This window comes from [Rhizobium] kunmingense, assembly GCF_977018605.1.
The window spans coordinates 73,632-96,712 of sequence record NZ_CDRNXG010000001.1 but is presented as its reverse complement, the minus strand read 5'-3'; the positions used below and the strand labels follow the sequence as shown (position 1 = coordinate 96,712).

At 63.5% G+C, this 23,081-nt stretch carries 25 protein-coding genes; 17 read left to right on the top strand and 8 right to left on the bottom strand.

Annotated features, from left to right (window positions below):
• Positions 1-8 precede the first annotated feature (8 nt).
• Positions 9-701 (top strand): carbonic anhydrase, encoded by a 693-nt coding sequence (locus AC0JZ4_RS00525; RefSeq protein WP_471884521.1) that lies wholly within the window; start codon positions 9-11, stop codon positions 699-701.
• Positions 702-962: 261 nt separating this feature from the next.
• On the opposite strand, the gene msrB (AC0JZ4_RS00520) is transcribed toward AC0JZ4_RS00525, so the two are convergent.
• Positions 963-1,316: a peptide-methionine (R)-S-oxide reductase MsrB gene (msrB, locus tag AC0JZ4_RS00520; RefSeq protein ID WP_471884520.1), complete on the bottom strand. Its 354-nt coding sequence runs from the start codon at positions 1,314-1,316 to the stop codon at positions 963-965.
• A gap of 75 nt (positions 1,317-1,391) precedes the next feature.
• Between msrB (AC0JZ4_RS00520) and AC0JZ4_RS00515 the strand changes: the two genes are divergently transcribed.
• Entirely contained in the window at positions 1,392-1,967 is a 576-nt protein-coding gene (locus tag AC0JZ4_RS00515; RefSeq protein WP_471884519.1) for a YagU family protein, read from the top strand.
• A 169-nt stretch (positions 1,968-2,136) separates the two neighbouring features.
• Here the strand turns inward: AC0JZ4_RS00515 and msrB (AC0JZ4_RS00510) are convergent, their stop codons facing one another.
• A complete protein-coding gene (msrB, locus tag AC0JZ4_RS00510; protein WP_471884518.1) occupies positions 2,137-2,547 on the bottom strand; it encodes a peptide-methionine (R)-S-oxide reductase MsrB in 411 nt (136 codons plus the stop codon).
• Positions 2,548-2,711: 164 nt separating this feature from the next.
• On the opposite strand from msrB (AC0JZ4_RS00510), the gene AC0JZ4_RS00505 reads away from it, so the two are divergent.
• The 10 genes from AC0JZ4_RS00505 to AC0JZ4_RS00460 all read left to right on the top strand — a co-directional run bounded on the left by AC0JZ4_RS00505 (position 2,712) and on the right by AC0JZ4_RS00460 (position 11,878).
• Positions 2,712-5,042, top strand: a complete 2,331-nt coding sequence (locus tag AC0JZ4_RS00505) for a putative monovalent cation/H+ antiporter subunit A (RefSeq protein WP_471884517.1) — start codon at positions 2,712-2,714, stop codon at positions 5,040-5,042.
• Positions 5,039-5,503 carry a Na(+)/H(+) antiporter subunit B gene (locus AC0JZ4_RS00500; RefSeq protein ID WP_471884516.1) on the top strand — a complete coding sequence of 155 codons (465 nt, stop codon included), beginning with the start codon at positions 5,039-5,041 and terminating at the stop codon, positions 5,501-5,503. The genes AC0JZ4_RS00505 and AC0JZ4_RS00500 overlap by 4 nt, the downstream gene beginning before the upstream one ends.
• Positions 5,503-5,880: a Na+/H+ antiporter subunit C gene (locus AC0JZ4_RS00495; protein ID WP_471884515.1), complete on the top strand. Its 378-nt coding sequence runs from the start codon at positions 5,503-5,505 to the stop codon at positions 5,878-5,880. Before AC0JZ4_RS00500 ends, AC0JZ4_RS00495 begins: the two co-directional genes overlap by 1 nt.
• A 270-nt stretch (positions 5,881-6,150) precedes the next feature.
• Positions 6,151-7,728 (top strand): Na+/H+ antiporter subunit D, encoded by a 1,578-nt coding sequence (locus AC0JZ4_RS00490; protein ID WP_471884514.1) that lies wholly within the window; start codon positions 6,151-6,153, stop codon positions 7,726-7,728.
• The gene (locus AC0JZ4_RS00485; RefSeq protein ID WP_471884513.1) at positions 7,725-8,198 is read left to right on the top strand and encodes a Na+/H+ antiporter subunit E; all 474 of its coding nucleotides are present in this window, start codon (positions 7,725-7,727) and stop codon (positions 8,196-8,198) included. The genes AC0JZ4_RS00490 and AC0JZ4_RS00485 overlap by 4 nt, the downstream gene beginning before the upstream one ends.
• Positions 8,195-8,686, top strand: coding sequence for a cation:proton antiporter (locus AC0JZ4_RS00480; protein WP_471884512.1), 492 nt, complete (start codon positions 8,195-8,197; stop codon positions 8,684-8,686). The genes AC0JZ4_RS00485 and AC0JZ4_RS00480 overlap by 4 nt, the downstream gene beginning before the upstream one ends.
• Positions 8,683-9,024, top strand: a complete 342-nt coding sequence (gene mnhG, locus AC0JZ4_RS00475) for a monovalent cation/H(+) antiporter subunit G (protein WP_471884511.1) — start codon at positions 8,683-8,685, stop codon at positions 9,022-9,024. The genes AC0JZ4_RS00480 and mnhG overlap by 4 nt, the downstream gene beginning before the upstream one ends.
• Positions 9,025-9,468: 444 nt before the next feature.
• A complete protein-coding gene (locus AC0JZ4_RS00470; RefSeq protein WP_471884510.1) occupies positions 9,469-9,900 on the top strand; it encodes a Ros/MucR family transcriptional regulator in 432 nt (143 codons plus the stop codon).
• Between the two features lie 498 nt (positions 9,901-10,398).
• Complete coding sequence (locus AC0JZ4_RS00465; protein WP_471884509.1) at positions 10,399-11,037, top strand: helix-turn-helix domain-containing protein; 639 nt, start codon at positions 10,399-10,401, stop codon at positions 11,035-11,037.
• Positions 11,030-11,878 carry a DUF6456 domain-containing protein gene (locus AC0JZ4_RS00460; RefSeq protein ID WP_471884508.1) on the top strand — a complete coding sequence of 283 codons (849 nt, stop codon included), beginning with the start codon at positions 11,030-11,032 and terminating at the stop codon, positions 11,876-11,878. Before AC0JZ4_RS00465 ends, AC0JZ4_RS00460 begins: the two co-directional genes overlap by 8 nt.
• An 81-nt stretch (positions 11,879-11,959) precedes the next feature.
• Here AC0JZ4_RS00460 and AC0JZ4_RS00455 read toward each other — a convergent pair whose 3' ends face one another.
• From AC0JZ4_RS00455 to AC0JZ4_RS00445, 3 genes are all read right to left on the bottom strand, one after another.
• Positions 11,960-12,382: a SufE family protein gene (locus AC0JZ4_RS00455; RefSeq protein WP_471884507.1), complete on the bottom strand. Its 423-nt coding sequence runs from the start codon at positions 12,380-12,382 to the stop codon at positions 11,960-11,962.
• Between the two features lie 138 nt (positions 12,383-12,520).
• On the bottom strand, positions 12,521-13,321 hold the full coding sequence (locus AC0JZ4_RS00450) for a hypothetical protein (RefSeq protein ID WP_471884506.1): 801 nt from the start codon (positions 13,319-13,321) through the stop codon (positions 12,521-12,523).
• 451 nt (positions 13,322-13,772) lie between these two features.
• The gene (locus tag AC0JZ4_RS00445) at positions 13,773-14,216 is read right to left on the bottom strand and encodes a DUF5330 domain-containing protein (protein ID WP_471884505.1); all 444 of its coding nucleotides are present in this window, start codon (positions 14,214-14,216) and stop codon (positions 13,773-13,775) included.
• Between the two features lie 508 nt (positions 14,217-14,724).
• On the opposite strand from AC0JZ4_RS00445, the gene AC0JZ4_RS00440 reads away from it, so the two are divergent.
• The 3 genes from AC0JZ4_RS00440 to AC0JZ4_RS00430 all read left to right on the top strand — a co-directional run bounded on the left by AC0JZ4_RS00440 (position 14,725) and on the right by AC0JZ4_RS00430 (position 17,968).
• Entirely contained in the window at positions 14,725-16,299 is a 1,575-nt protein-coding gene (locus AC0JZ4_RS00440; RefSeq protein ID WP_471884504.1) for a sensor histidine kinase, read from the top strand.
• On the top strand, positions 16,271-17,560 hold the full coding sequence (locus AC0JZ4_RS00435) for a peptidoglycan-binding domain-containing protein (protein WP_471884503.1): 1,290 nt from the start codon (positions 16,271-16,273) through the stop codon (positions 17,558-17,560). Before AC0JZ4_RS00440 ends, AC0JZ4_RS00435 begins: the two co-directional genes overlap by 29 nt.
• A 66-nt stretch (positions 17,561-17,626) precedes the next feature.
• A complete protein-coding gene (locus AC0JZ4_RS00430; RefSeq protein ID WP_471884502.1) occupies positions 17,627-17,968 on the top strand; it encodes a DUF1491 family protein in 342 nt (113 codons plus the stop codon).
• Positions 17,969-18,168: 200 nt separating this feature from the next.
• On the opposite strand, the gene AC0JZ4_RS00425 is transcribed toward AC0JZ4_RS00430, so the two are convergent.
• Entirely contained in the window at positions 18,169-19,269 is a 1,101-nt protein-coding gene (locus tag AC0JZ4_RS00425; protein WP_471884501.1) for a DUF2336 domain-containing protein, read from the bottom strand.
• Between the two features lie 441 nt (positions 19,270-19,710).
• On the opposite strand from AC0JZ4_RS00425, the gene AC0JZ4_RS00420 reads away from it, so the two are divergent.
• Positions 19,711-21,012, top strand: a complete 1,302-nt coding sequence (locus AC0JZ4_RS00420) for a PQQ-dependent sugar dehydrogenase (RefSeq protein WP_471884500.1) — start codon at positions 19,711-19,713, stop codon at positions 21,010-21,012.
• A gap of 496 nt (positions 21,013-21,508) precedes the next feature.
• Positions 21,509-21,703 carry a hypothetical protein gene (locus tag AC0JZ4_RS00415; protein WP_471884499.1) on the top strand — a complete coding sequence of 65 codons (195 nt, stop codon included), beginning with the start codon at positions 21,509-21,511 and terminating at the stop codon, positions 21,701-21,703.
• A gap of 67 nt (positions 21,704-21,770) precedes the next feature.
• Here AC0JZ4_RS00415 and AC0JZ4_RS00410 read toward each other — a convergent pair whose 3' ends face one another.
• Entirely contained in the window at positions 21,771-22,328 is a 558-nt protein-coding gene (locus tag AC0JZ4_RS00410) for a DUF1254 domain-containing protein (protein ID WP_471887737.1), read from the bottom strand.
• Positions 22,329-22,407: 79 nt separating this feature from the next.
• A complete protein-coding gene (locus tag AC0JZ4_RS00405; RefSeq protein WP_471884498.1) occupies positions 22,408-22,995 on the bottom strand; it encodes a DUF1214 domain-containing protein in 588 nt (195 codons plus the stop codon).
• Positions 22,996-23,081: the final 86 nt, after the last annotated feature.

Sequence of the window (23,081 nt, the reverse complement as noted above, 5' to 3'; positions counted from 1 at the left end):
AGTAGACCATGGGCGACCTATTGAAGGGTATCTCCAATTTCCGCGGAGCCGTCTTCCCTGAAAATTCGGCCTTGTATCAAAAGCTTGCGCGCGAGGGCCAAAGCCCGCAGGCGCTGATCATCTCCTGCGCCGACAGCCGCGTCATGCCGGAAACCATCACCCAGTCGGGTCCCGGCGAACTCTTCGTCTGCCGCAACGCCGGCAATATCGTGCCGCCGTTCCAGACCATGAACGGCGGTGTTTCCTCGGCCATCGAATATGCGGTCGTCGCACTTGGCGTGCGCGACATCATCGTCTGCGGCCATTCCGATTGCGGCGCGATGAAGGGCCTTTGCCATCCTGAGCTTTTGGGCCCGATGCCGAATGTCGCCGCCTGGCTGAAACACAGCCACGCCGCCTATTCCATCGTCTGCGAAGCCTATCCGCAGACCCTCGACGAGAAGGACAGGATCCGCGCCGTGGCGATGGAAAACGTCGTCGTCCAGCTCGATCACCTGCGCACCCACCCTTCGGTGGCGGCCAAGCTCGCCAAGGGCGAGGTGACGCTGCATGGCTGGTTCTTCGATATCGAGACGGGAAGCGTGCTCGTCTATGACGGCGACGCCAAGCGCTTCACCGAGGTGGAGGACGGCGCAACACTCCCGGTCGCGGTGACCGGGCGAGATGTGCCGCAGGTGGTGCCGCTGGTGGCGGCGGAGTGATTGTCCGGGCTTTGTAGGCGGGGAACTGCTCCCTATCCTCTCGCAGCAGGCGTCAGGCGCGACTAAGAAGTCCTCCTCTGGCCTGCGGCCTGCCGGGGTGGAGCCACCGGTCTCCACCCGCTCTTCGAGCGCCCCGCAAGGGGGGAGAAGACCTGCCGCACCCGCTTGCCTCACTTTGGGCCTCAGCGGACCTGCCGGGTCAAGCTCTCCCCCTTGTGGGGGGGCTTTTCCTGTCAGCGGACACTCCGCCGAAAAGCCCCCTCACGCCACCGGCGTGAAATGCATCGCATGGCCGTTGATGCAGTAGCGCAGTCCGGTCGGCGGCGGGCCGTCGGGGAAGACGTGGCCCAGATGGCCGCCGCAATTGGCGCAGCGCACTTCCGTCCTCACCATGCCGTGCGACGTGTCGGTGATTTCCGTCACCGCATCCGGCTTTACCGCCTCGAAATAGCTCGGCCAGCCGCAACCGCTGTCGAATTTCGTGTCCGAGACGAACAGATCCTCGCCGCAGCCGGCGCAGCTGTAGATCCCCTTGTCCTTGGCGTTCCAGAACGGTCCGGTGAACGGGCGCTCCGTGCCCGCCTGTCGCAGCCAGATCTTGATCCCAATCAACAAGGCAAGTGCCAGGTTCGCTAAGCTGCAATCGGGAGGAGTTCTTACGGCCAAGGCCACTTAGAAAGGATGCTGTCGATGCAGAAACGCTCGACCTTCTCGCCGGATAATAGCTCAAATCTTTCAGTCATCGTATGGACGACCCTTGTCGGCGGCTTTTTCAGTTCACTCGTGAAATGGGGATCCGAAGTCAACATGCCGCCACGCGTCCCAGGGGAAATCTCGCCTCCCGGTGCCCATATCGACGCATGGCTTAGCTGGCTTGGGTTCAATTCACATTCTCTGGACTACGTCTATCAAGGGGTCAACGTTCCTGGAGCGGTAACGCTCTATCACTGGCTTTTCAGCTTTGCTTTCGCATTCGTTTATGTCGCCGGTTCCGTTTTCTGGCCGAAAATTCGGCTGTGGTATGGCGTGCTTTACGGGATTATCATCACCGTAGTCATGCATGGTTTGCTCATTCCGCTGTTGGGATTCCGCAATCCGGTCTATGCATCCGGCCAGACGGGCTGGTTGTGGAACCTGAACGCGTTCGAACTCTGGAGTGAAATCCTCGGCCACATCTACTGGTCGGTCTCGATCGAGCTATGCATGATCGCTGTCCTCGCATTTTTCGGGCGTCCGATCAAAGGTAGTTGGCCGGACCGTCAATGAGGCGGCAACTGTTCTCAACAGCATGTCTCCCGAAAGGGGCACCGATTTCGGTGTAAAGACATGCGCAAAAACAAGGAGCTGAAGCACGGCAAGCGAATCTGAAGGATCGCGACGTGCTTAGCGCCCATGCGGCGGCCCCCTTGACCTCAATGCAGCCTGACCGGCCCCCTCACGCCACCGGCGTGAAATGCATCGCATGGCCGTTGATGCAGTAGCGCAGTCCGGTCGGCGGCGGGCCGTCGGGGAAGACGTGGCCCAGATGGCCGCCGCAATTGGCGCAGCGCACTTCCGTCCTCACCATGCCGTGCGACGTGTCGGTGATTTCCGTCACCGCATCCGGCTTTACCGCCTCGAAATAGCTCGGCCAGCCGCAGCCGCTGTCGAATTTCGTGTCCGAGACGAACAGATCCTCGCCGCAGCCGGCGCAGCTGTAGATCCCCTTGTCCTTGGCGTTCCAGAACGGTCCGGTGAACGGGCGCTCCGTGCCCGCCTGTCGCAGGATGTAATATTGCTCGGCCGTCAGTTCGTCGCGCCATTCGGCATCGCTCTTTGAAACCTTGGGTGTCGTGGTCGAAGACATGATCGTTCCTTTCGTTTCCCTATAGATAGATATCGAAACGCCGGGAAAAAGGTCAGCTTTTCGTGAGCCTGATCCGGTTATGCTTGAGGCAGGTGGCGGTTTTCCCTAGAAATGCCGGACCCGGCCTGCCGGGTGGGTGAGGGTGATTCTTGTGAGGAGAGCATATGGCCGCCAGCGTGCCGGCATGGACCTTTATTGCGCTCTTTCTGCCGTTCCTGGGTGCGCTTCTGGCTCCGGTTCTGGTTGCGCGCCTCGGTGACCGGGCCGCCCTTGTCGTCGCCCTTGCGCCGGCACTTGCCTTTCTGCATTTCTGCGGTTTCCTGAGCGAGATCGCCGCCGGCGAAGCGGTGACCGGAGGCTATGCCTGGGCCCCGAGTTTCAACCTCTCCTTCTCCTGGTTCATCGACGGCCTGTCGCTCACCTTCGCGCTTCTGATCACCGGCATCGGTACGCTGGTCGTCGTCTATTCCGGCGGCTACATGAAGGGCCATGCGCAGCTCGGCCGCTTCCTGTCGTTCATTCTCCTCTTCATGGGCGCCATGCTCGGCCTCGTTCTCTCCGACAGCTTCCTGATGCTGTTCGTCTATTGGGAACTGACCTCGATCGCCTCCTTCCTTCTGATCGGTTTCGATCACACGCGCGAAGCGGCGCGCCGGGCCGCATTGCAGGCGCTGGTCATCACCGGGGCAGGGGGGCTGTCGCTTCTCGCCGGCCTGATCTTCCTGTGGAACATCACCGGCGTCACCCAGCTGTCGCTGCTCGTCCATCTCGACGACATGCTGCGCTTGAGCCCCTTCTATCTGCCGGCGCTCATTCTGATCCTCGGCGGCGCGTTCACCAAGTCGGCGCAGTTTCCCTTCCATGTCTGGCTGCCCAACGCCATGGAAGCGCCGACCCCGGTTTCCGCCTATCTCCATTCGGCCACCATGGTGAAGGCCGGCGTCTATCTGCTGATGCGCCTCAACCCGGTCATGGGTCAGACGCCCGCCTGGGAAATCCTGCTTCCCTTCTTCGGCGGCATCACGCTGATTGCCGGCACGCTGATCGGCATCCGCCAGACCGATCTGAAGCTGATGCTCGCCTACACGACCATGGCCTCGCTCGGCCTGCTCGTCATGCTGACCGGCTTCGGCTCGCCGCATGCCATCGAGGCGGCGGTGCTGTATCTCATCGCCCATTCGCTGTTCAAGGGCGCGCTTTTCATGGTCGCCGGCGCCATCGACCACGAGACCGGCACGCGGCAATTGCCGCTTCTCGGCGGCCTTCGCCGCAAAATGCCCATCACCTTTGCCGCAGCGCTTCTTGCCGCCTGCTCCATGGGCGGCCTGCCGCTGTTTGCCGGCTTCCTCGCCAAGGAAGAGATCTATGCCGCCTTGGCCGCCGGCAATCCGCGCGCCGTCTTCTTCACCCTCATCGCCGTTGCCGGCAACGCTTTGATGCTGGCGCTCGGCTTCGGCGTCGGCCTGAAACCCTTCATCGGCGCAGTAAAGCAAACCCCGCGCGCTGCGCATGAGGCGCCGCCCGCCCTCTGGCTTGGCCCGGTCGTGCTCGCAGCCCTCGGCCTTGTCTTCGGTCTGTTCTCCTCCGTGCTGCACGCCTATCTTGCCTCGCCCATGGCAAGCGCCATCGTCGACGAGAAGGTGGCGATCACCATCAGCACCATGCCGCATCTCGGCCTGCCGCTTCTGCTCTCGGTCTTCACCGTGATTGCCGGTGCTGTCGTCTACTGGAAGCTCGACCGCGCCCGCGCCGTCATGGTCAAGGTGATGGAAAGCCTCGGGCCGGGGCCGGATCACTGGTTCGACACGCTGCTTTCCGGTCTCGTCCGTCTGTCGGTCGCGGTCACGAAGCTGGTGCAGCCCGGCCGCCTGGAACTCTACGTCACCTTCACCTTCGCCATGGTGGCGGTGACGCTTCTCGTGCCGCCGATCGTCTTCGGTGAACTGCCGACGACGCTCACCTGGCCGGATGAGCTGCTGATCCAGGAAGGCGCCTTCCTCGTCATCGCGGCCCTCGGCATCGTTGCCGTTCTGGGCGCCAGCCACCGGCTGACCGCCATCGTCGCGCTCGGCATCCAGGGCTTTGCCGTTGCCGTCATCTTCCTGCTTTTCGGCGCGCCGGACCTGTCGTTTACCCAGTTCATGGTCGAAACGCTCTCGGTCGTCATTCTCACTCTGGTCATGACCCGGCTGCGGCTGAAAGTCTCCGATCATCGTCCGCCAAGCCAGATCGTGCTCGATGCGACGATCGCGATCGCCTGCGGCCTCGGCTTCGCCATGCTGCTTCTGAAGGCGGTCGAGCGGCCCTTCGATGCAACGCTGACGGAGTTCTTCAACGCCTATTCGAAGGTGATCGCCCACGGCGCCAACGTCGTCAACGTCATCATCGTCGATTTCCGCGGCGTCGATACGCTCGGCGAAATCACCGTCGTCCTCATCACCGGCCTTGCCGTCGTCGCGTTGATGAAACTGCGGGCGGGGAGGAAGACGCCATGAACACGCTGATCCTGCGCACCGTCGCACCGCTTATCACCGCCATCATGCTGCTCTTTTCCGTCTTCGTCCTTCTGCGCGGCCATAACGAACCGGGCGGCGGCTTCATCGGCGGGCTGATCGCGGCTTCCGGCCTTGCGATCTTCGGCATCGCCCATGGTCCGGGTGCGGTGCAGCGGGCGATCGGTTTCCACCCGATGGCGATTGCCGGTGCCGGGCTGTTCCTGTCGACGATATCGGGCTTCGTCTCGCTGGCCGCCGGCGTGCCCTTCATGACCGGCCTGTGGATCTACCCGCACATCTTCGGTCTCGAAGTGCCGCTGTCGACGGTGATCTCCTTCGATATCGGCGTCTATCTCGTCGTCGTCGGTGCCATCACCGCCATCGCCCTGTCGCTCGAAACCGAACCGGACGAGCACCTCGACCAACGGACCGATGACACGAACGGGGAGGGCGGGCGCTGATGGAAACCTTCTTCGTCGGCCTGATCGGCCTGTTCTTTGCCGCCGCCGTCTATCTCATGCTGTCGAAATTCACGATCCGTATCCTGCTCGGCATCGTTCTGCTCGGCAACGGCGTCAACCTGCTTCTGTTCACGGCGGGAAGGCTGACGCGTGAAGTTCCGGCGATCATCCCTGAAGGCTCCGACACGCTCGCCATGACGGCCGCCAACCCGCTGCCACAGGCGCTCATCCTGACGGCGATCGTCATCTCGTTTTCCTTCTTCGCCTTCCTCTTGGTGCTCACCTACCGCGCCTTCCAGGAACTCGGCACCGACAGTACCGACGAAATGCGTCTCGCCGAACCCCGCGACGATAAGCTGCCGCCGATGGGATATTGATTTGATGACATCTGCCACGCAAATCCCCCTCTGGCCTGCCGGCCCACCGGCGCGCAGCCACGGGTCTCCGCCCGCCCTTCGAGCCCCCCACAAGCGGGGCGAGGGCGCGCAGCTGGCTTCTGCCTTGATCGGACCTCGGCGGTGCGGCTGGGTTAAGCCCTCTCCCTTGTGGGGGGGCGTAAGGACGGGGCGAGAAACGTGGCTCGCGCCAGGTTGCTCGGGAGGGGGCTTGTCTCTTCCGGCGACCGCATCACACGGGAACCTCCTCTGATGGCCGCGCCCACTTCCACGCCGGTCGATCTAGCGGCCGCCCTCGTCATGGCCCCGCCTCAGCTTGCCGATTGGCTGGTCGTCGCCCCGCCGACGATGATGATCGCCGTCGGCGCTATGCTGATGATGATCCGCAAGTCGGTACGCCTGCACGCCGTCATCGGCGTTTCGGCCCTCGTTCTGCTCGTCATCCTCGATGCGCTTCTGTTGTGGCAGGTTTGGCAGCGCGGCCCGATCACCATGACGATGGGCCGCTGGCTGCCGCCCTTCGGCATCTCGTTTACCGCCGACCTTTTTGGCGCCGCGATGGCGCTCGCCGCGGCGATTGCGGCCCTGTTCGCCGCGCTCTTTGCGCTGAAGGATATCGATGCCTCGGGCCTGCGCCACGGCTTCGTCGCCTTCCTGATGTTCATGATGGCGGGCGTCTCCGGCGCCTTCCTCACCGGCGATATCTTCAACCTCTATGTCTGGTTCGAGATCCTGCTGATCTCGTCCTTCGGCCTGCTCATCCTCGGTGGCGAACCGCGCCAGATCGAGGGGGCGCTGAAATACGCCGTGCTCAACCTCGTTGCCACAACGCTGTTCCTGATTTCGGTCGGCTATCTCTATGCCATCTTCGGCACGCTCAACATGGCCGATATCGCCCGCAAGGAAAACGGCATCCGCGAGGGCGCGCCGCTCATCACCCTGACCGCGCTGTTCGTGCTGGCCTTCGGCATGAAGGCTGCGGCCTTCCCGGTCAATTTCTGGCTGCCGGCCTCCTATCACACGCCGCGCATCACAGTCTCGGCGTTGTTCGGCGGGCTTTTGACCAAGGTCGGCATCTATGCGCTGATCCGCGTCACCATCATGATCTTCCCCGTCGAGCGGGAGGCGCTCAGCCTTGCGATCGGCATTGCCGCCGTCGCCACCATGGTCGTCGGCGCGCTTGGCGCGCTCGCCCAGAACGACCTGCGCCGCCTGATCGGCTATGTCGTCATCGTCGGCATCGGCAACATGCTGGCGGGCGTGGCGATCGGCTCTCCGGCGGCCGTCTCGGGCGCCATCCTCTATGCGCTGCATTCGGTCATCGCCATGACCGCGCTCTACCTGATGGCGGGCGAGGCCTATCGGCTCACCGGCTCCTGGGGCCTGTCGTCGCTCGGCGGGCTGTGGGCGAAGTCGCCGTGGTTTTCCGGCGTCTCGCTTGCCCTCATGCTGGCCGCCACCGGACTGCCGCCGTTCTCCGGCCTCTGGCCCAAGGTGGCGCTGTTGAAAGCCTCGCTCGATATCGGCGCATGGTGGCTGGCCACCGCCATACTCGTCTCCGCCTTCCTCGTCACCATCGCGCTCGCCCGCACCTTCCTTTTCGCCTACTGGCGCCCTGCGCCGGATGACGCGGTCACCGCCACCGCGACAGGCAGCGACGACACCTGGAACTGGCGCACCGGCATTCCGCTCGTGGTGCTGACGGCCATCGTCCTTGCCTTCGGCCTCTTCCCCGAGCCGCTTTTGCAACTGGCGCAGGCGGCGGCCGACAGCCTTGCCGATCCGCGTGCCTACATCCTCTCCGTCTTTCCGGAAGGAGCGGCTCGATGATCGTCTATCTGCTTTCCCTGCTGCTTGCCCTTGTCTGGGCGGCGATCACCGGCAGCGCCTCCATTCATAATCTCGTCTTCGGCTTCGTCCTGTCGACGGTCGCGCTGTGGATCGTCCGCGATGAGATGGCGGCGCGAACCTATCTCCTGCGGCTTGGCCGCATCGCCTCGCTCGCCATCCTGTTCTTCAAGGAGCTGGCGCTGTCGGCCTGGAAGGTGGCGACACTGGTCACGCAGCGCAAGATGGACCTGCAGCCCGGCATCTTCGCCTTTCCGCTGACCGTCGACCGCGATTTCGAGATCACCCTTCTCGCCCATCTGATCACGCTCACCCCCGGCACGCTGTCGGTCGACGTCTCGGCCGATCGCAGGCTTCTCTATGTCCACGCCATCGATTGCTCCGATATCGCGGCGACGAAAAGGGATATTGCCGAGGGCTTCGAGCGCAAGATCCTGGAGGCTTTCCGATGAGCGCCGCCGAACTGATCGTCGAAATCACCGGCTGGATCGCGCTCGCCATCCTCACGGCGGCCTTCCTGCTCACCGTCTGGCGGGTGGTGAAGGGGCCGACACTGCCGGATCGGGTCGTGGCGCTCGACATGCTGGTCGGCATCGTCATCGGCTTCATCGCGCTGATCGCCATCCGCACCGGCTTCACGCTCTATATCGACATAGCGATTGCGCTCGGCCTGGTCGGCTTCCTCGCCACCGTCGCCTTTGCCCGTTTCATCCTCGTCAGCGCCCGGCCGCAGGCGAGAGCCACGGCTGCGGATACGGCCCCGGATGCTGTCCCGCCGGTGGCGAAGGCTATCGCTTCCGGCAAGCCCGCGCCGAAAAAGCACTCGTCGAAAAAGCCCGCGCCGAAAAAGCCGGAACCGAAAAAACGGCCCTCGAAGAAGCCGGTATCGGCAACGCCGGCACCTGAAAAGCCGGCGCGCCGCAAGAAGGAGCAGCCATGATCGATCTCGTCATCGCCCTCCTGACGTCCATCCTCGTTCTGTTGGGCGCCGCCTTCGCGCTTGTCGCGGCGATCGGCCTCAATCGACTGCCGGACGTCTATACGCGCATGCATGCGGCCTCCAAGGCCGGCACGGTCGGTTCCGGTCTTCTTCTTCTGGCGGTCGGTTTGCATTCGGCGGACTTCGCTATACTTGCCCGCGCGCTTGCCGGATTTTTCTTCTTTGTGCTGACCGCGCCCGTTTCGGCACATCTACTCGCGGTTGCATCGTTGAAGGCGGGCTATCGGATGGCGCCGCACACCGTGGCGAACGAAATGAAGACGGGCGCGGATGAATAACCGGCGTGGAAGCAGCGCAAACCGGCGCGCTCTGATTGTAAATCCGACGCAGTATCAGCAGTAAAAATCCAAAGCGTATCGAAGATGATCAGAAAACCCTGAGCATTACTAGATTTCGCAATTGGACTTTTGAAAATGTAATGCTACTTGATGAATAGTAGAGTGATGATGTTGATTTGGCCAAAGCATTTCCGCCGTAATTGTCAGGTTTAGCTCGTCGTGGCCGCTGGTGATGATGAAGATGAACTTGGAGATGGGATGCTGGTGGTCGTATGTTGATACCACATCTGGCAGCTATACCGATTTTCTTTGCGCAGGACCTAGGGGTAGGTCCGGTCTTTTGACAGGCGCGGGAAAGGGCGGTGCTGCTCAGAGGCTCCACTACGGATAGCAGCCGCGGAGGTCGCGGTCGGCGCCGTAATGAATACAAACAGGAGACTGGAAATGACAGATATGGCACTGGGCAAAGGTCCGGAACTGCTCGTCGAACTGACGGCGGATATCGTGGCCGCCTATGTGAGTAACCACGTGGTTCCGGTCGGCGACCTCTCGGGTCTGATTGCGGATGTTCACACCGCGCTCAGCGGCACGTCTTCGCCGGCACCGGTTGCCGTTGCGGTTGAAAAGCCGAAGCCGCCGGTTCCGATCAAGAAGTCGATCGAAGACGATTACCTGATCTGCCTCGAGGATGGCCAGAAGTTCAAGTCGCTGAAGCGCCACCTGATGACCCACTACAACATGACGCCCGACGAATATCGCGAGAAGTGGGGCCTGCCGGCCGACTATCCGATGGTGGCCCCGGCCTATGCCGAAGCCCGCTCGCGTCTTGCCAAGGAAATGGGTCTCGGCCAGCGCCGCAAGCGCGCCCGCGTCTGACCGGCAACGGATTTGCACGCGTCCCCGTTCGTCGGAGATAGGTGGACGGCCCGATCACACGGGTCGCCTTCGGGTTATATCGCCGGCTGGTCCTGAAATCGGTCGTGCGGCCTGATGGTGCCGACGGCCCGATGGACGAAGCAAGGTCCGGCAGGGCTGTGCAGCGGTTTCGTGGCAGAATTGCCCGGTACGAAACGGTAGTGCACCAGAGCGACAGGACAGCTCCGCCTTTCATGAAAAGGCGGACATGCTCCGGGTGGCATGGCATTGCACCAACCACCATTCGAATGGACGTGAAACAGGCCGGGCTTTCGCCCGGCTTTTTCATGCCCGACGTCCTGAAATGAGCCATAAATGGGAAATAAATCCCATTTTCATCCCGCTATCGGTAGAAAGAAACGAGCGTTTTCAGCCGCATGTCAAAATGTGACTGCGCCCGTAATTTCGTTTCCCGCGCAATGTGATATGAATTAATTCCTATATTGCGAGGGAGTATTCATGGTTTTTGAGAATCCGATCCCCACCGGCGCGGCATCCGATGCGCCATCCCCCCAGATGATCCGGGCCGCCGCCATGGCGCGCCGGTCGGCACGGGCGGGACGCGCCGCGCAGGCATATGCCGATCTCGTGACGGTCGTCCCCGCCCATTCCGCGACCGCCCCTTCGGCCGCCGCAGCGACTGTCGGCGCCGATGTCACGGAGCAAGTCACGGCCCATCTCACTGCCGCTGACGCAACCGGCCACCATGCCGCCCCTGTGGCGTCCGCATCCTCATCCGCGCCACAGTATCAGGGCAGCCTTCCGGCAAGGCTCGTCTGCCGCATCATCGCCCGTCTGACGGCCGAAATGGCGCATATGGTCAGCGAACGCGTCGCGCTGCGCCGTGACCGCCGCCGCATCGCCGCCCATATCCGCCAGATTTCCATGTATGTCTGCCATGTGGCGCTGCGCATTCCCCATGCGGATGTCGCCGCCGCCTTCGGTCGCGATCGCTCGACGGTCGGCCATGCCTGCCATTTCGTCGAGGATCGCCGCGACGACGAAGCCTTCGATGCCTTCGTCTCTGCGATCGAACGCATGGTCATCGCCGTCTTCAGGCCCTGCGATATCGCCGTCGAGGGAGGTGCCGATGCCTGAGCGCGCGCCGAAATCCGCAGGTCCCGACCGCAAGGACCGTCCGTCCGCGCCGCTGCTGCGCCTCGTCCGCCATCTGCTGAAGCTCTCGGGCGAGGCGGATGCGCGGGCCTTCGATACTGCGCTGGTCGATGACGCCGTGTCGCGCGGCGTCGTGATCCGCAAGGCAGATGGGCTCCATGCCACGCCGCAGGCGCGCAGCTTCCTCAAGCGCGCCCTCGTGACCGGCCCCGACCGCCACGAACGCGCCTTCACCGACCAGCACCGCGATCTCGCGGCCGAGACCCTCATCATCGACGGCACGCGGCAGGCGGTTTCCCGCAACCTCGACGAATCGCCGCTGTCCGCGCTGTTGCGGCTGAAGGACAAGCAGGGCGCGCCGTTCTTTCCGCAGGCCGCACTCGATGCCGGCGAACGCCTCGCCGGTGATTTCACCCGTGCCCGGCTGCAGCCGCGCATCACCTCTTCCTGGGAGCCGCAATTGTCGTCGCGCGGCAAGAGCCGGGGGGAAGCGGGCGGCATGGCGGATCTGGCGGCAAGCGCCATCGAGGCGAAAGCCCGCTTCGGCCGTGCCATGCAGGCGATGGGACCGGAGCTTTCCGGCGTTGCCGCCGATATCTGCTGCTTCGGCAAGGGATTGGAACTGGTGGAGCGCGAACGCCAGTGGCCGGCCCGTTCGGCCAAGTTGATGCTGCGCACCGCGCTTCTGTCGCTTGCCCGGCATTACGCCCCGCCGCAGAGATCCGAAAACGCCCGCCGCAGCCATCACTGGGGTGCCGACGATTTTCGCCCGGATGCGGGCTCCTACGGCATATCCGCCCGGCCGGGCGAGGGGCCCGGTTGATGGCGCTGCCGATGACATGCCGGATGAGGGGCAATCACGACGGGAAGGCGGGGACAGCCAAGGCGGCCATGATCGGCAAGATCAGGCGGCGGCCTTCACTTGCGCCTCTTCGCGGATGCGCTTGACCATCGAGCGCAATCCGTTGGCGCGCTGGGACGACAGGTGTTCGACCAGCCCGATGCGGTCGAACACCTCGATCGCATCGGTGGCGACGATTTCGGACGCATGCTTGCCGGAATAGGTTGCGAGCACGATGGCGACCAGCCCGCGCACGATATGCGCATCGGAATCGCCCTCGAACGTCATCACCGGGTCGGCGCTGTCATCCGCCGCATGGCTGACCAGCCACACCTGGCTGGCGCAGCCCTGAACCTTGTTTCCGGCCACCTTCTTGTCCTCTGCCAGATCCGGCAGGGCCTTGCCGAGCTCGATCACATAACGATAGCGATCTTCCCATTCGTCGAGAAAGGCGAAGTCGTCGATGATCTGATCAATCTGGGCCATGGTCTTGTCCGGTCTCAATTCGTCTGGAGTGTCCATATAGGTGTTTTGCCGCCGGGAAACAGGAAAAATTGGCGCAGAGGTGAGGGGGCAGCGGGTGAAGACAGCGATACTGACTGTGCAGCCACGCGACCCCACCAGTCATGTTCGATAGGCGTCCAGCTCACCATGCAGGATAGCGGCCCGCGCCTCGATTGCCGTCAGGTCGTCGAGGATAAGTCGATAGAGCGGCGTCTGGTCGCCCGGAAGGCGCGCTTCGAGGTGTTGGGCGATATATTTGATCGCGGCGATTGTCTGTGCAAACCGGCTGTGCAGCACCGGTTCGTGATGGGCAAGTCGGTTGCGCGACTGGTAGATGATCTCAAGGTTGTCGGCGATGGCCGCTCGCTTCACCCGCTTGTTTGGGAAAGTTCTTTTTAGTGTTGGCCGCCAAAGCGTGTGATCGTAGTCCGGCCCGCAAAGACGTTTCCATATATAGAAGGTCAGCTCGGCTATGATCTTGCCGTCGGTGACTTGGATATGCGAACGGCGAAGCTTTGATCGTTGCATATGCGGCAGGTTTGCCGGCCGTCCTTCAGGAAAGGCATGTGCATCCAGCGTATGCTTCTCCTGCTGTGACCGTTTCGAATATTCGGCGCGCCGCGCGCTATCAACGGCTTGAGCGATCTTGGCTCTCTCGCTTTCCTTCCATTGGAAAGGAGCGGGAGGGTTCAACAGCCAACCGGCCTGCCTGAAATACTGTCCGAGATTGTCGCATATCGAGTTTCTCAAGGCGATCTCTATGACGGCTATGATATTCATCAGGTCCGCCCCGAGACGCAGGGTTTTCTGATGGAATTCGATGGCTGTTCGCGAGTTGCCGGTCAGCCGGTGGAGGTTGCCCAATCTCTCGGGAGAGAGAAGTTTGGTAATCTCTGCAAGATCCGCATCCTCCAAAGGCAAGTTGACGCTCCCCTCTATTGCCCATATATTTATCCCTGAAAAGTCGAGATCAGATTGGCAGTTTGCCTCAGGGCATTACGAATCCTCGACTTCCCAAATTTAAGAAAAGGCGCCCATCGGGGCGTCTTTTTTGTTTTATCTAGCGGGAATTTTGTGTGCCATGCAAGTCATGGCTGTGCGCGGTGGCATCGTACCAAAAAGCCAACGGGAGATTGATGCCGTTTCGCAGATTCCTCCGCAATCGCCCGGGATAGTTCCCCCAGCCACCCGCACCAAAAAAATCGCCGCAAGGATTTCTCCTTGCGGCGTCAGCAATCGCTGAATTTAGGGCAGGCAGTCAGGCGCCGGGGTCCGTGGCACTGGAGGCCCGGCGCAAGTGGTGAAGTCTTTGGCTATCCCGGTTATCTGCCGATCGTTCCTTGATCGATTGCCGGGAAAGATCGCTGGCGGGTCACTGGACCGGGCGTTTCATCGGCAGCGGGATCGAGCCGGTGTGGAATGCGCTTGCTTCCGCCGGGCTGACGGCGGCGATCGACTGGGTCGTGGACGCGGTCATATCCTGCGGAAAGGCGGCCGGCTCCGGGTCCTGTTTGAGAGCGATGTCGGCGGATTTTGCACCGAACTGCTTGTCGAGCAGTTCGAAGGCAACGCGGGCGCCTTCGGTGGCGCGCACACCGAGCGCCGATAGCGTTTCGCCGCCCTTGACGCAGACATCCGGCTTCTCGGCGCAGATCGCCGTGACATAATTATAGGCTTCGGTTGCCGCCGAGATCGCGTCGCCCATCTGGACACTGCCATTGGCGCCTTCGATCTCGATTGCCGGCTTGCTGCTGAAGTAGGAGAGCACCACCAGCACGGCTGCAAACCACACACTTCCCTTGATCAGAAACCACATTGCCCGTTGCCCTGTTTGGTGCCCGTGAGGGCGTGTCCCGTTTCGGAACTGTTTATCTGTCGTCCCTCGCCGGGTGTGTCCCGCCGGGGCAGCGGTCTGTGCCGCTCTTGGACATGACCCTAGGCCGGGGAAGCAAACACGGCTTTGATTGCAACGCTCGGATTTATCTAAAATTTGAACGGAATTTCTTTTTCGCCGGTGCTTTCCCCTCCGTTTTCGGCCGTCGTGTCGCATTTTAGCGTTTCGCGTTAAGCATAAATGGGGCGATTGCGCCGAAGGCAAGGCGATTGCGCCGCCAGGCTTTGCCACAAACGTTAACGCGTCAGAAAAAATCAAACCAATTCCGTCGCTTACCCGGCGTTAACCATGAAGGGAAAACGGCCTCTCTATCTGTGCCAAACCCGGAAAACGGGCTTCTGACAAACTGTCGAATCGCGCATTCTTAGCCTTTCCTTAAGCCGCGGACGCCTAATGTGACCGCGGAAATCAGGCCGTGTCAGGGTATTGTGTGCGCGTATTGAGTAACATTGCAGAAGGAGCCGTGAAGGTGGTCGACGCGACCGCTGCGCGCTGGCTTTTGCAGGTCGGTGGCGACACCGTCCGCGCCGCCGATATCGTACTCCTGCGCCGTCTCGTGGTTGCCGCAGCCGTGGCGCTGCCGCTTGTTCCGGCCGCTCTCACTCTCCTTATAAGCCCGGTTCTGGCGCTGCCGGTCGGCGCCGCCGCCGTGCTTGCTGTCTTTCTCGTCCTGGCCGCTGTCGCCTTCGCCCGTGGTCGCCCCGTCATGGAGATGCCGTCGGCCTGCGTATCGGCCGATGATCTCGCCTTCAATGCCTGCCCCGGCCTCACCCTCGCGCTCGATCCGCAGGGCAGGGTTGCCCGTGTCGGCGGCCGTGATGCCGACCGGTTCCCGGCCGCCTTGCGCAATGCCGCAGGCGAGACACTTGCCGAGCGTGTCCATGTGTCGGACCAGATCGCGCTGCTTCAGGCCTTCGACGTGCTGCGCCAGGGTGCCTCGCGCGCCGAAACGGATGTCCGCGTGCACAAGGCGCTGTCGCCCGTCGATGGCCGCCAGTTCCTGTCCGTCCGCTTCGATTTCACCGCCATCCGCAATGCCGACGGCGAACTGGTCCAGGTCTTTGCCCAGGCAAGCGATCTTGCCGAAACCGAGGCGCTGCGCCGCGAGGTCGAGACCTACCGTCAGGAAGCGCTTTCGGCGCATGAGACGAAGTCGCGCTTTCTCGCCGCCGTCAGCCACGAGATGCGCACGCCGCTCAATGCCATTCTCGGCTTTTCCGATGTTCTGGCCGGCGAGTATTTCGGCAAGCTGGCCAATGATCGCCAGCGCGAATATGTCGGCCTGATCCGCCAGTCGGGTGCCCATCTTCTGTCGGTCGTCAACACCATGCTCGACATGTCGAAGATCGAGGCAGGCCGTTACGAGCTGCTGGTCGAACCCTTCGCTCCCTCGGAAGCGATCGAGACCTGCCGCGCCATGCTCGATCTCCAGGCCCGCGACAAGGGCGTCACGCTCACCACCCGCGCGCCGAAATCGCTGCCGGACGTGGTGGCTGATCGCCGCGCCGTGCAGCAGATCCTCATCAACCTTGCCGGCAATGCCATCAAGTTCACCGATCGCGGTGGCGTCGTGTCGATGGATGCGGCGATCCGCGGCCACGATCTGGTTATCACCGTCAGCGATACCGGCATCGGCATTGCGGCGAACAAGCTCGGGCTGCTGGGCGAACCCTTCACCCAGCTGGAAAATGGCCTGAGCCGTCACTACGAAGGCACCGGCCTCGGTCTGGCGCTGGTCAAGGGACTTGTCTCGCTGCATCGCGGTACGTTTAATATCGCCAGCCGTCCGGGTGAAGGCACGGTCGTCACCGTGACGCTGCCGGCAGACGGCCCGGATGCGGTTTCGGCCGACGATGTCGAGGAAACGGTGGAGTTCCCGCCGCGTCTCAATACGGCACAGTTGAAGACCCCGATCGAAAAGGTCATGATGGCAAGGCCCGCGATGGAGCGGACGGAACGGAACCTGGAAGCAAACGATGACCACGCGGAAGCGAAAATCGCCTAACGGGCGACGGACAAAGAAGGCGCCAAGCCTTTCGTCCCGCATTCTGGCGGGCACGGGTTCGGCTGTCGCAACCGGTGCCGCCGGCGCCGGCCGCGGCATCGCCGGCGCCATCCTGCGCAATCCCAAGCCGACGCTCTACGCCACCACCTTCCTCGTCGCCTTCTCCTTCGTTGCCGCCAATGCGCTGTGGTACCAGCCGGGCGGTCACCCGTCGCCGTTCCTCGCCACGCGTGACGCCAGCGATCCGAATGCCATTGCCGGCTACCGTCCGTACCGCCAGGTCGACCCGGACAACGTCACCACATTCCGCATCGAGCGGGCGCCGGCAGGCGGCCAGCAGGCCCCGCAGCCCGACAGCGAAACCCGCACGGCCGCCATTCCTGCGCAGCAGCAGGCCCGCACGCCGACGCAATCGGCCGAACCGGTGGATGACATCCGCTCGATCATCGCCGGCCAGCCGGATGCCGCATCGCCATCCGCAGGTGACGAGCGCACGCTTGTTGCCGGTATCCAGCGCGAACTGTCGCGCCGCGGCCTCTATGACGGTGCCGATGACGGTCTGATGGGACCGCGCACCCAGGCCGCCATCCTGTTCTTCGAAGAAAGTGCCGGCCTGCCGCAGCGCGGCACACCGACGCCCGAGCTTCTCGCCGTATTGCAGCAGCCGTCGCGCGCCGCGCAACAGGCGGCGCCTGAAGCACCTGCGGCCACCGTGCTGCCGACCCCGATCCCGCGCCAGGCCCCCCGTTCCGAAGCGCCCCGCGCCCCGGTCCAACGCGCTCAGGTCCAGCGCGCCGCGCCGCAGAGGGCCGAGCCGCAACGCGCCGCGTCCCGTCCGGCCGAACAGCCGGCCCGTATTCAACAGGCCGGCATTCAGCAGGCGAGTGTGCAGCGCGTCAGCGCGCCGGCGCGTGGTGAGGATCCGGTCACGGCGGCCATCCGCGCCGCCGAGCGCCAGCCGGCCATGACGCCGCCGTCGAACATTCCGGGTGCCACCCGTAACGCGGCCGCTTCCACGCCTGCGCCGCGCCGCACGGTCACCACCGCCGGCCCCGGCAGCGCCGTGCAATCGACCCAGATGGTGCTGCAGATCCAGAAGGGCCTGACCAACATCGCCTATACCGATGTCGAGGTCGACGGCGTCGCCGGCAGCCAGACCAAGGCCGCCATCCGCCGCTTTCAGAAACACTATCGTCTTGCCGAAACCGGCGAGCCGGACGAGGCGGTGCTGAAGAAGCTGAAAGCGATCGGCGCGCTCTGAGCCCGTTTACGGCCGGCCCGCGATTCCGGTTCCCACTTCCGGCCGAATTGCGTTAGGGAAAGCGCCATGCGCCTTCGTTCCGATATCTATGTTTCCGCCCTTGTCCGCCGCGTCTTCTCGCTCGGTGGCTTTGCCGCCGTCGAACACAAGGGCGCCGAGGCGGCCGGCGCGATCTTCATCCGCCAGCGCTTTCGCGACGGTCTGGAAACGCTCTTTGCCCCGGCGCCGCAGAATTTCTTCGACGATAATGACGACGGCCAGCGCAAGTTCGAAACGAGGCTTGTCCGCGTCGAGCAGGATGTGATGCGCGAGACGCTCGACAGGGAACGGCGCTTCGACCCGGATCTGTGGCTGCTCGAACTGGAGACGGATGACGTGACCGATCTGTTTCCGGTCGTGGCGGAGTAGGGGCTCTTGAGGGATCCCCTCACCAACAAAATCCAGCGCTTAGCCTACGGCTAGATGCTGGTCTTGTATCCTCTCCCCCTTGCGAGAGAGAAAGCGATTTCGACATCTTGGCTTCAGCTAGGTATTGGAAATCGCAAGGGAGGGGATTTCTCCGCATCGCAGGCGCCGATTTCCTTTCCACAAAACGCGTAGGGAACCCCTTACCGCCCTCGCGATCCCGAAACGCTGCGGCGCACGCTGGCCGAGGTTCTGAGCGGTCGGTCTTCAGCCAGAATGGCGGCGTCATAGGCGTCCTGCGCCTCTTCGCGCGGCACCGCATGGGTATAGCGGTCGGCCCGACGCCAGGCTTCGATGCGTTGCCCGCACTCGTCCTCGTCGAGCGCCGCCCACAGGTCCACCACCCGCGCCGTGCCGTCCTCTTCCTCGGCCAGATGGCCGTAGAGGCGGGTGAGGATATAGGCTGCATCGTCCTCGCCCATGCCCAGCCCCTTGAGCACCGTGGCAAGCTGCACCCCGGACAGGTCGAGCAGGATGCGCTCGGCAAGCCAGCGGCTGGTCGAAAGGATGTCGGAAAGGGCGGTGACGAACAGCATCGCCTCGCGGTTGCGGGCAAAGCGCACGATCAGCGCTTCCTGCACCGGCGTCAGGCTGCGCAGTCCAAGGCGATCGTTGTCGGCCCGGTTCACATGGCCGGCGAGAAGCTTGATGCGGCGGCGCAGATCCTCCTCGCGCGCCAGCCGCTCGGCATCGACGCCGTTGGCGGCTGACGAGGGGGCGGCCTTGGGAGCGGACGAGGGGGCTGAGAGCGAGGCTGATACCGCCTCAACCCCGGCTTCCGCCTTCTCCTGCATTCGGCCCTGCGTCTCCGCCGGCTTAGCCTGGCGGCTGGCGCCGGGGCGCAGGCCCACCAGCGCGTCGATGACGGTCGGTGACAGGGCGTCGCGGCGCACGATGGCGCGGGCATGCTCGGCGCCCTGGCTGCGGGCGATGGTGATCAGCGCGTCGTCGGTCAGGCAGGTCGAGGCCATCAGGAAGGGGGCGGAGACCGCGATCGGCTGGCAGCCGATGAAGAAGGCGACGGCCGGCGGCACGGTTTTCGATTGCGAAAGCGCGGCCACGGCCTGACGGCGGGCCTCGTCGGTCGAGGCGTTGAAGATCGGCACGAACAGTTCGGCGAACTGCCGCAGCTCCGTTTTCGACGGATGGGATAGCGCCTCGAAACTCGTCACCGTCGCCATCAGCACGACGTCCTTCCTGCGCAACGCCTGTGGTCTTTCCAGATCTCGAAATTCATTCGTCACGGGGCAAACTCTTTGAACGCAATACAAACAGAGGTGCCGGCAACTCGCCGGACTGCCGCTTTCAGAAAGATCCGGCAGCCGATCTCATTGACCTTGATCCTGGGAAACTCCCGGCTGGCGGCCAGGGAAAACAGGCGCTTGAACCCGAAACCTCACCGCCCAGGTGAAATTTCATGCTAGGGCAGCCGTGGTTAACCTTCAGTTAAGTCGGTCCGTTTCGGCACAACTTGGATGTGGATATCGGCCCGTTGTCGTATCGTATCGAAGCGGGCAGCGCCGCCGCATCGACCGGTGCCGTCTCCCAATCCCCGACGGCCGCGCAAGGCCCGCGCAGCGATCACGCGGCGCGTGCAAATTTCGTGATCGGCCTCTGGTACTGGTTGTGGAAAAACATTAGCGTCGCGGTCGCTTCACTCCTGTCCCTCATCCGCAGAGATTTACATGGCCGGTTCTTCCCCCTTTGCCCGACTTATCGCCTTCGTCAGCCGGGGCGTCGTTGCCGTTCGCCATTCAGGCGATGCCGAGCGCGCCCCCGTCTATGGCACGGCGCCGGCCATCCCCGATCCCAGGCCGCAGGGCATGCTGCCCACCCTGAAGATGCCGACGGCGAAAGGCTGGGAGGGCGACCACAAGCCGACGGTTGCCGCCGGGCTTAAGGTCAATGCCTTTGCCCGTGGCCTCGTGCATCCGCGCAACATGCATGTTCTGCCCAATGGCGATGTGCTGGTGGCCGAATCGATGGGCGAGCGCGGCAATCCGCGCAGCCTGTTCGACCACGCCATGTCGGCGACGATGCAGCGCGCGCGCGCCTCCGGCGTCAGCCCCAACCGCGTGACGCTGCTGCGCGATGCCGATGGTGACGGCGTGGCGGAGGAGAGCCACGCCTATATCGAGAATGTCCGCCAGCCCTTCGGCATGGTGCTGGTCGGTGACACGCTCTATGTCGGCGCAAGCGATGCGCTTCTGGCCTACCCTTATGAGGCGGGGGCGACGAAGATCACCGCGCCGGGCCGCAAGCTGATGGATCTCATTCCCGGCGGACACTGGACGCGCAACCTGATTGCCAGCAAGGACGGAACGAAGCTTTACGTCGCGGTCGGCTCGCTCAGCAATATCGGCGATGCCGGCATGGCGGCGGAGGAGAACCGGGCCTGCATTTTCGAATATGAGATTGCCTCCGGCCAGTCCCGCATCTTCGCCGGCGGCCTGCGCAACCCCGTCGGCATGGCCTGGGAGCCGGAAGGCGGCATGCTCTGGACCGTCGTCAACGAGCGCGACGGCCTTGGCGACGAGACGCCGCCCGACTATCTCACATCGGTGCGCGACGGCGGCTTCTACGGCTGGCCCTTCTGCTATTGGGATCGGGTGGTCGACGACCGCGTGCCGCAGGATGCCGCCAAGGTGGCCTCCGCATTGCAGCCCGATTATGCGCTGGGCGGCCACACCGCCTCGCTCGGCCTCTGCTGGCTGCCGGAGGGAACGCTTCCGGGCTTTCCGGCGGGCATGGCCATCGGCCAGCACGGCTCGTGGAACCGCTCGAAACTGTCCGGCTACAAGCTTGCCTTCGTCGCCTTCGACAAGGGCCGGCCGGTGGGCATGCCGCGCGAGATCCTCACCGACTTTCTCTCGCCGGACGAGAAACACTCCTATGGCCGCCCGGTGGGCGTGGCGCTGGCGGCCGATGGCGCAGTGCTGATGGCCGACGATGTCGGCGACGTCATCTGGCGCGTCACCGCCGCCTGAGGCAGTTCCGGCAGGCGTACGCAGCGGTCTTGCGTCCGACATGGCGCCGACGGAGAGAGCGTGAGGATGCCCGGCGACCCGTGGTCGCCGGCGCGCAAAGCGCTGCCGATATTTTTTTTCATCGCGGGCATCGTCCCGATTGAACCAAATCTGCAACACCGCGTTCAAGAGCGTGTGGCGTGCCGGGCAATCGGCACGGCTCCTATATTAGAGTTAACCTTCTGTTTACCGTCTTGTGGCTCACTCGTTCCATGGCCGGTGAATGGCCAGAAGAGCGGCGGGAGAGCGAGCATGTCTTGCGCAGCCGCCGGTTCGGGCGGACACGGTCAGATGACCGGCCGCCGAAACGCTGAAATGTCGCTGCGTCTTGACGACAAGACGTTCTGACGAGAAAGATGCGGATGTCCATGGATCAGGCCATGGCCGCGTCGGCCCGTATAGGGCAGGGTGAAATAGAACCGCTTCATCCGTCTCGATCCCTTTGAAGGAGACGAGCATGGCAGAGATTGTACTGATGAATGCATGGCGCAACCGCCGGGACCGCAAGGTAGAGGTCGCGTCGCGCCAGCCGGGCGACCGCTCCAACCTCGCGCTTGCCGGCGAGATCGTCATGTTTACCGGCATCCGCTACGAACGCTTCGACGACCGCATGGATCGCAAGGCGGAAAACCACGCGATTTGCGCCGAATAGTCCGCACGCCGCTTGGGCAGGCGCCGATTGTCGTTTGTCGCAATGCGCTGCGTTGCGCGAAAAATGATCAGAACTGGCTTCGCGTCCGCCACTGGAAGGGCGCGCAGGTGGCTTGCGCCAGAAACGCCGCCGCCGCCGGCTCGACGCTCGGATGGGTGACGAGCGTGCGCACCACCGCATAGCCTTCCGTCTGCTGCGTCTCCACCAGCACCGCCTGCGAGAAATCGCGCGGCAGGCTCTTGCGCAGGATCGTCAGCTGCGCCGGCGTGCCGATCACCACATCGAGGCTTGTATCCGCCGATGTCCGGTCGTTGATCGAAAACACTTCGTTGGACGAGGCATCGAACACGCCGAGCGACCAGAACGGCACCCCGCCGCCCGGCGCCGTCAGCCTGACCGGCGTCTCCTCGACATTGAACGAGCAGGCGGCGACCTGCATCATCGGATCTTCCTTGGCAAGCCCGGAGCGATCCGGCTCCTCCGTCATCCGGTAGAACCGGTTGCTCTCGCCCTTGGCGAGAATGCGCGTATAGGCGTCGCGCTGCGAAAATTGCGGCACCGAAAACACGATCAGCAGATGCAGCAGCGCCGCGCCGACAAGGCCGACGACGACGGCAAACAGCATTTTCAGCCAGACATAGTCGCGCCAGAACCCTTCAAGCCCCAGGAAACGGCTGAGAGAGCGGCCGATGACGCGAACCACCCTACGCATTGCCGCATCCGGTCCGGCGCAGGCCCGGCATCGACAGGTCGATCAGGCCGGAGCTTCCGGCCGCCGGCGTGTCGAGCAGCGTCATCGTCAGGCGAAACGGCGTTCGTGGCGGAATGGCAAGCCAGTTTCCCGGCTGCGCGCTTGCCGAAATGGTGATCTCGGCAGTCCCGTCCGGCCGGCGCAGCACCATGCGCGAATTGAGCGCCGAGGGAATGTCCGACGATGCCGAAGGCGGACGCCCGTCGGGGCCTGCCGCAAACAGCGTCCAGAACCGCGCGGTCGGCGTCTGGCCGGACATCACGTAAGTGCAGTTGCCCGAAAGCCGCTGGCCCGTATCGTCGGTCGCAGCGGTGAATGTCAGCCCTTCGGCGGTGGCATAGAGAAGCTTGCCGGCATTGGCCCGGTGCGATTTTGCGTAAGGGTCGGCCTCGGCCGTCTGCGCCTCCGGGAAGGCTTCCCACGGCCCGAGCCGGATCGCCCCGAACCCAACAGTGGCATCGAGCGCCACACGCGTCGACCAGATCCCGCCTCCGAAGGCGATGGCAAGCGCAATGGCAACGAGAAAGGGGACGCGCAGCACGGGTAATTTCAGTCCTCGCAAGATCGTGCCGGAGGATTAGCATTGATTCTATTGGGAAGGAACCGGCGAGGAGGATCGATTGCCAT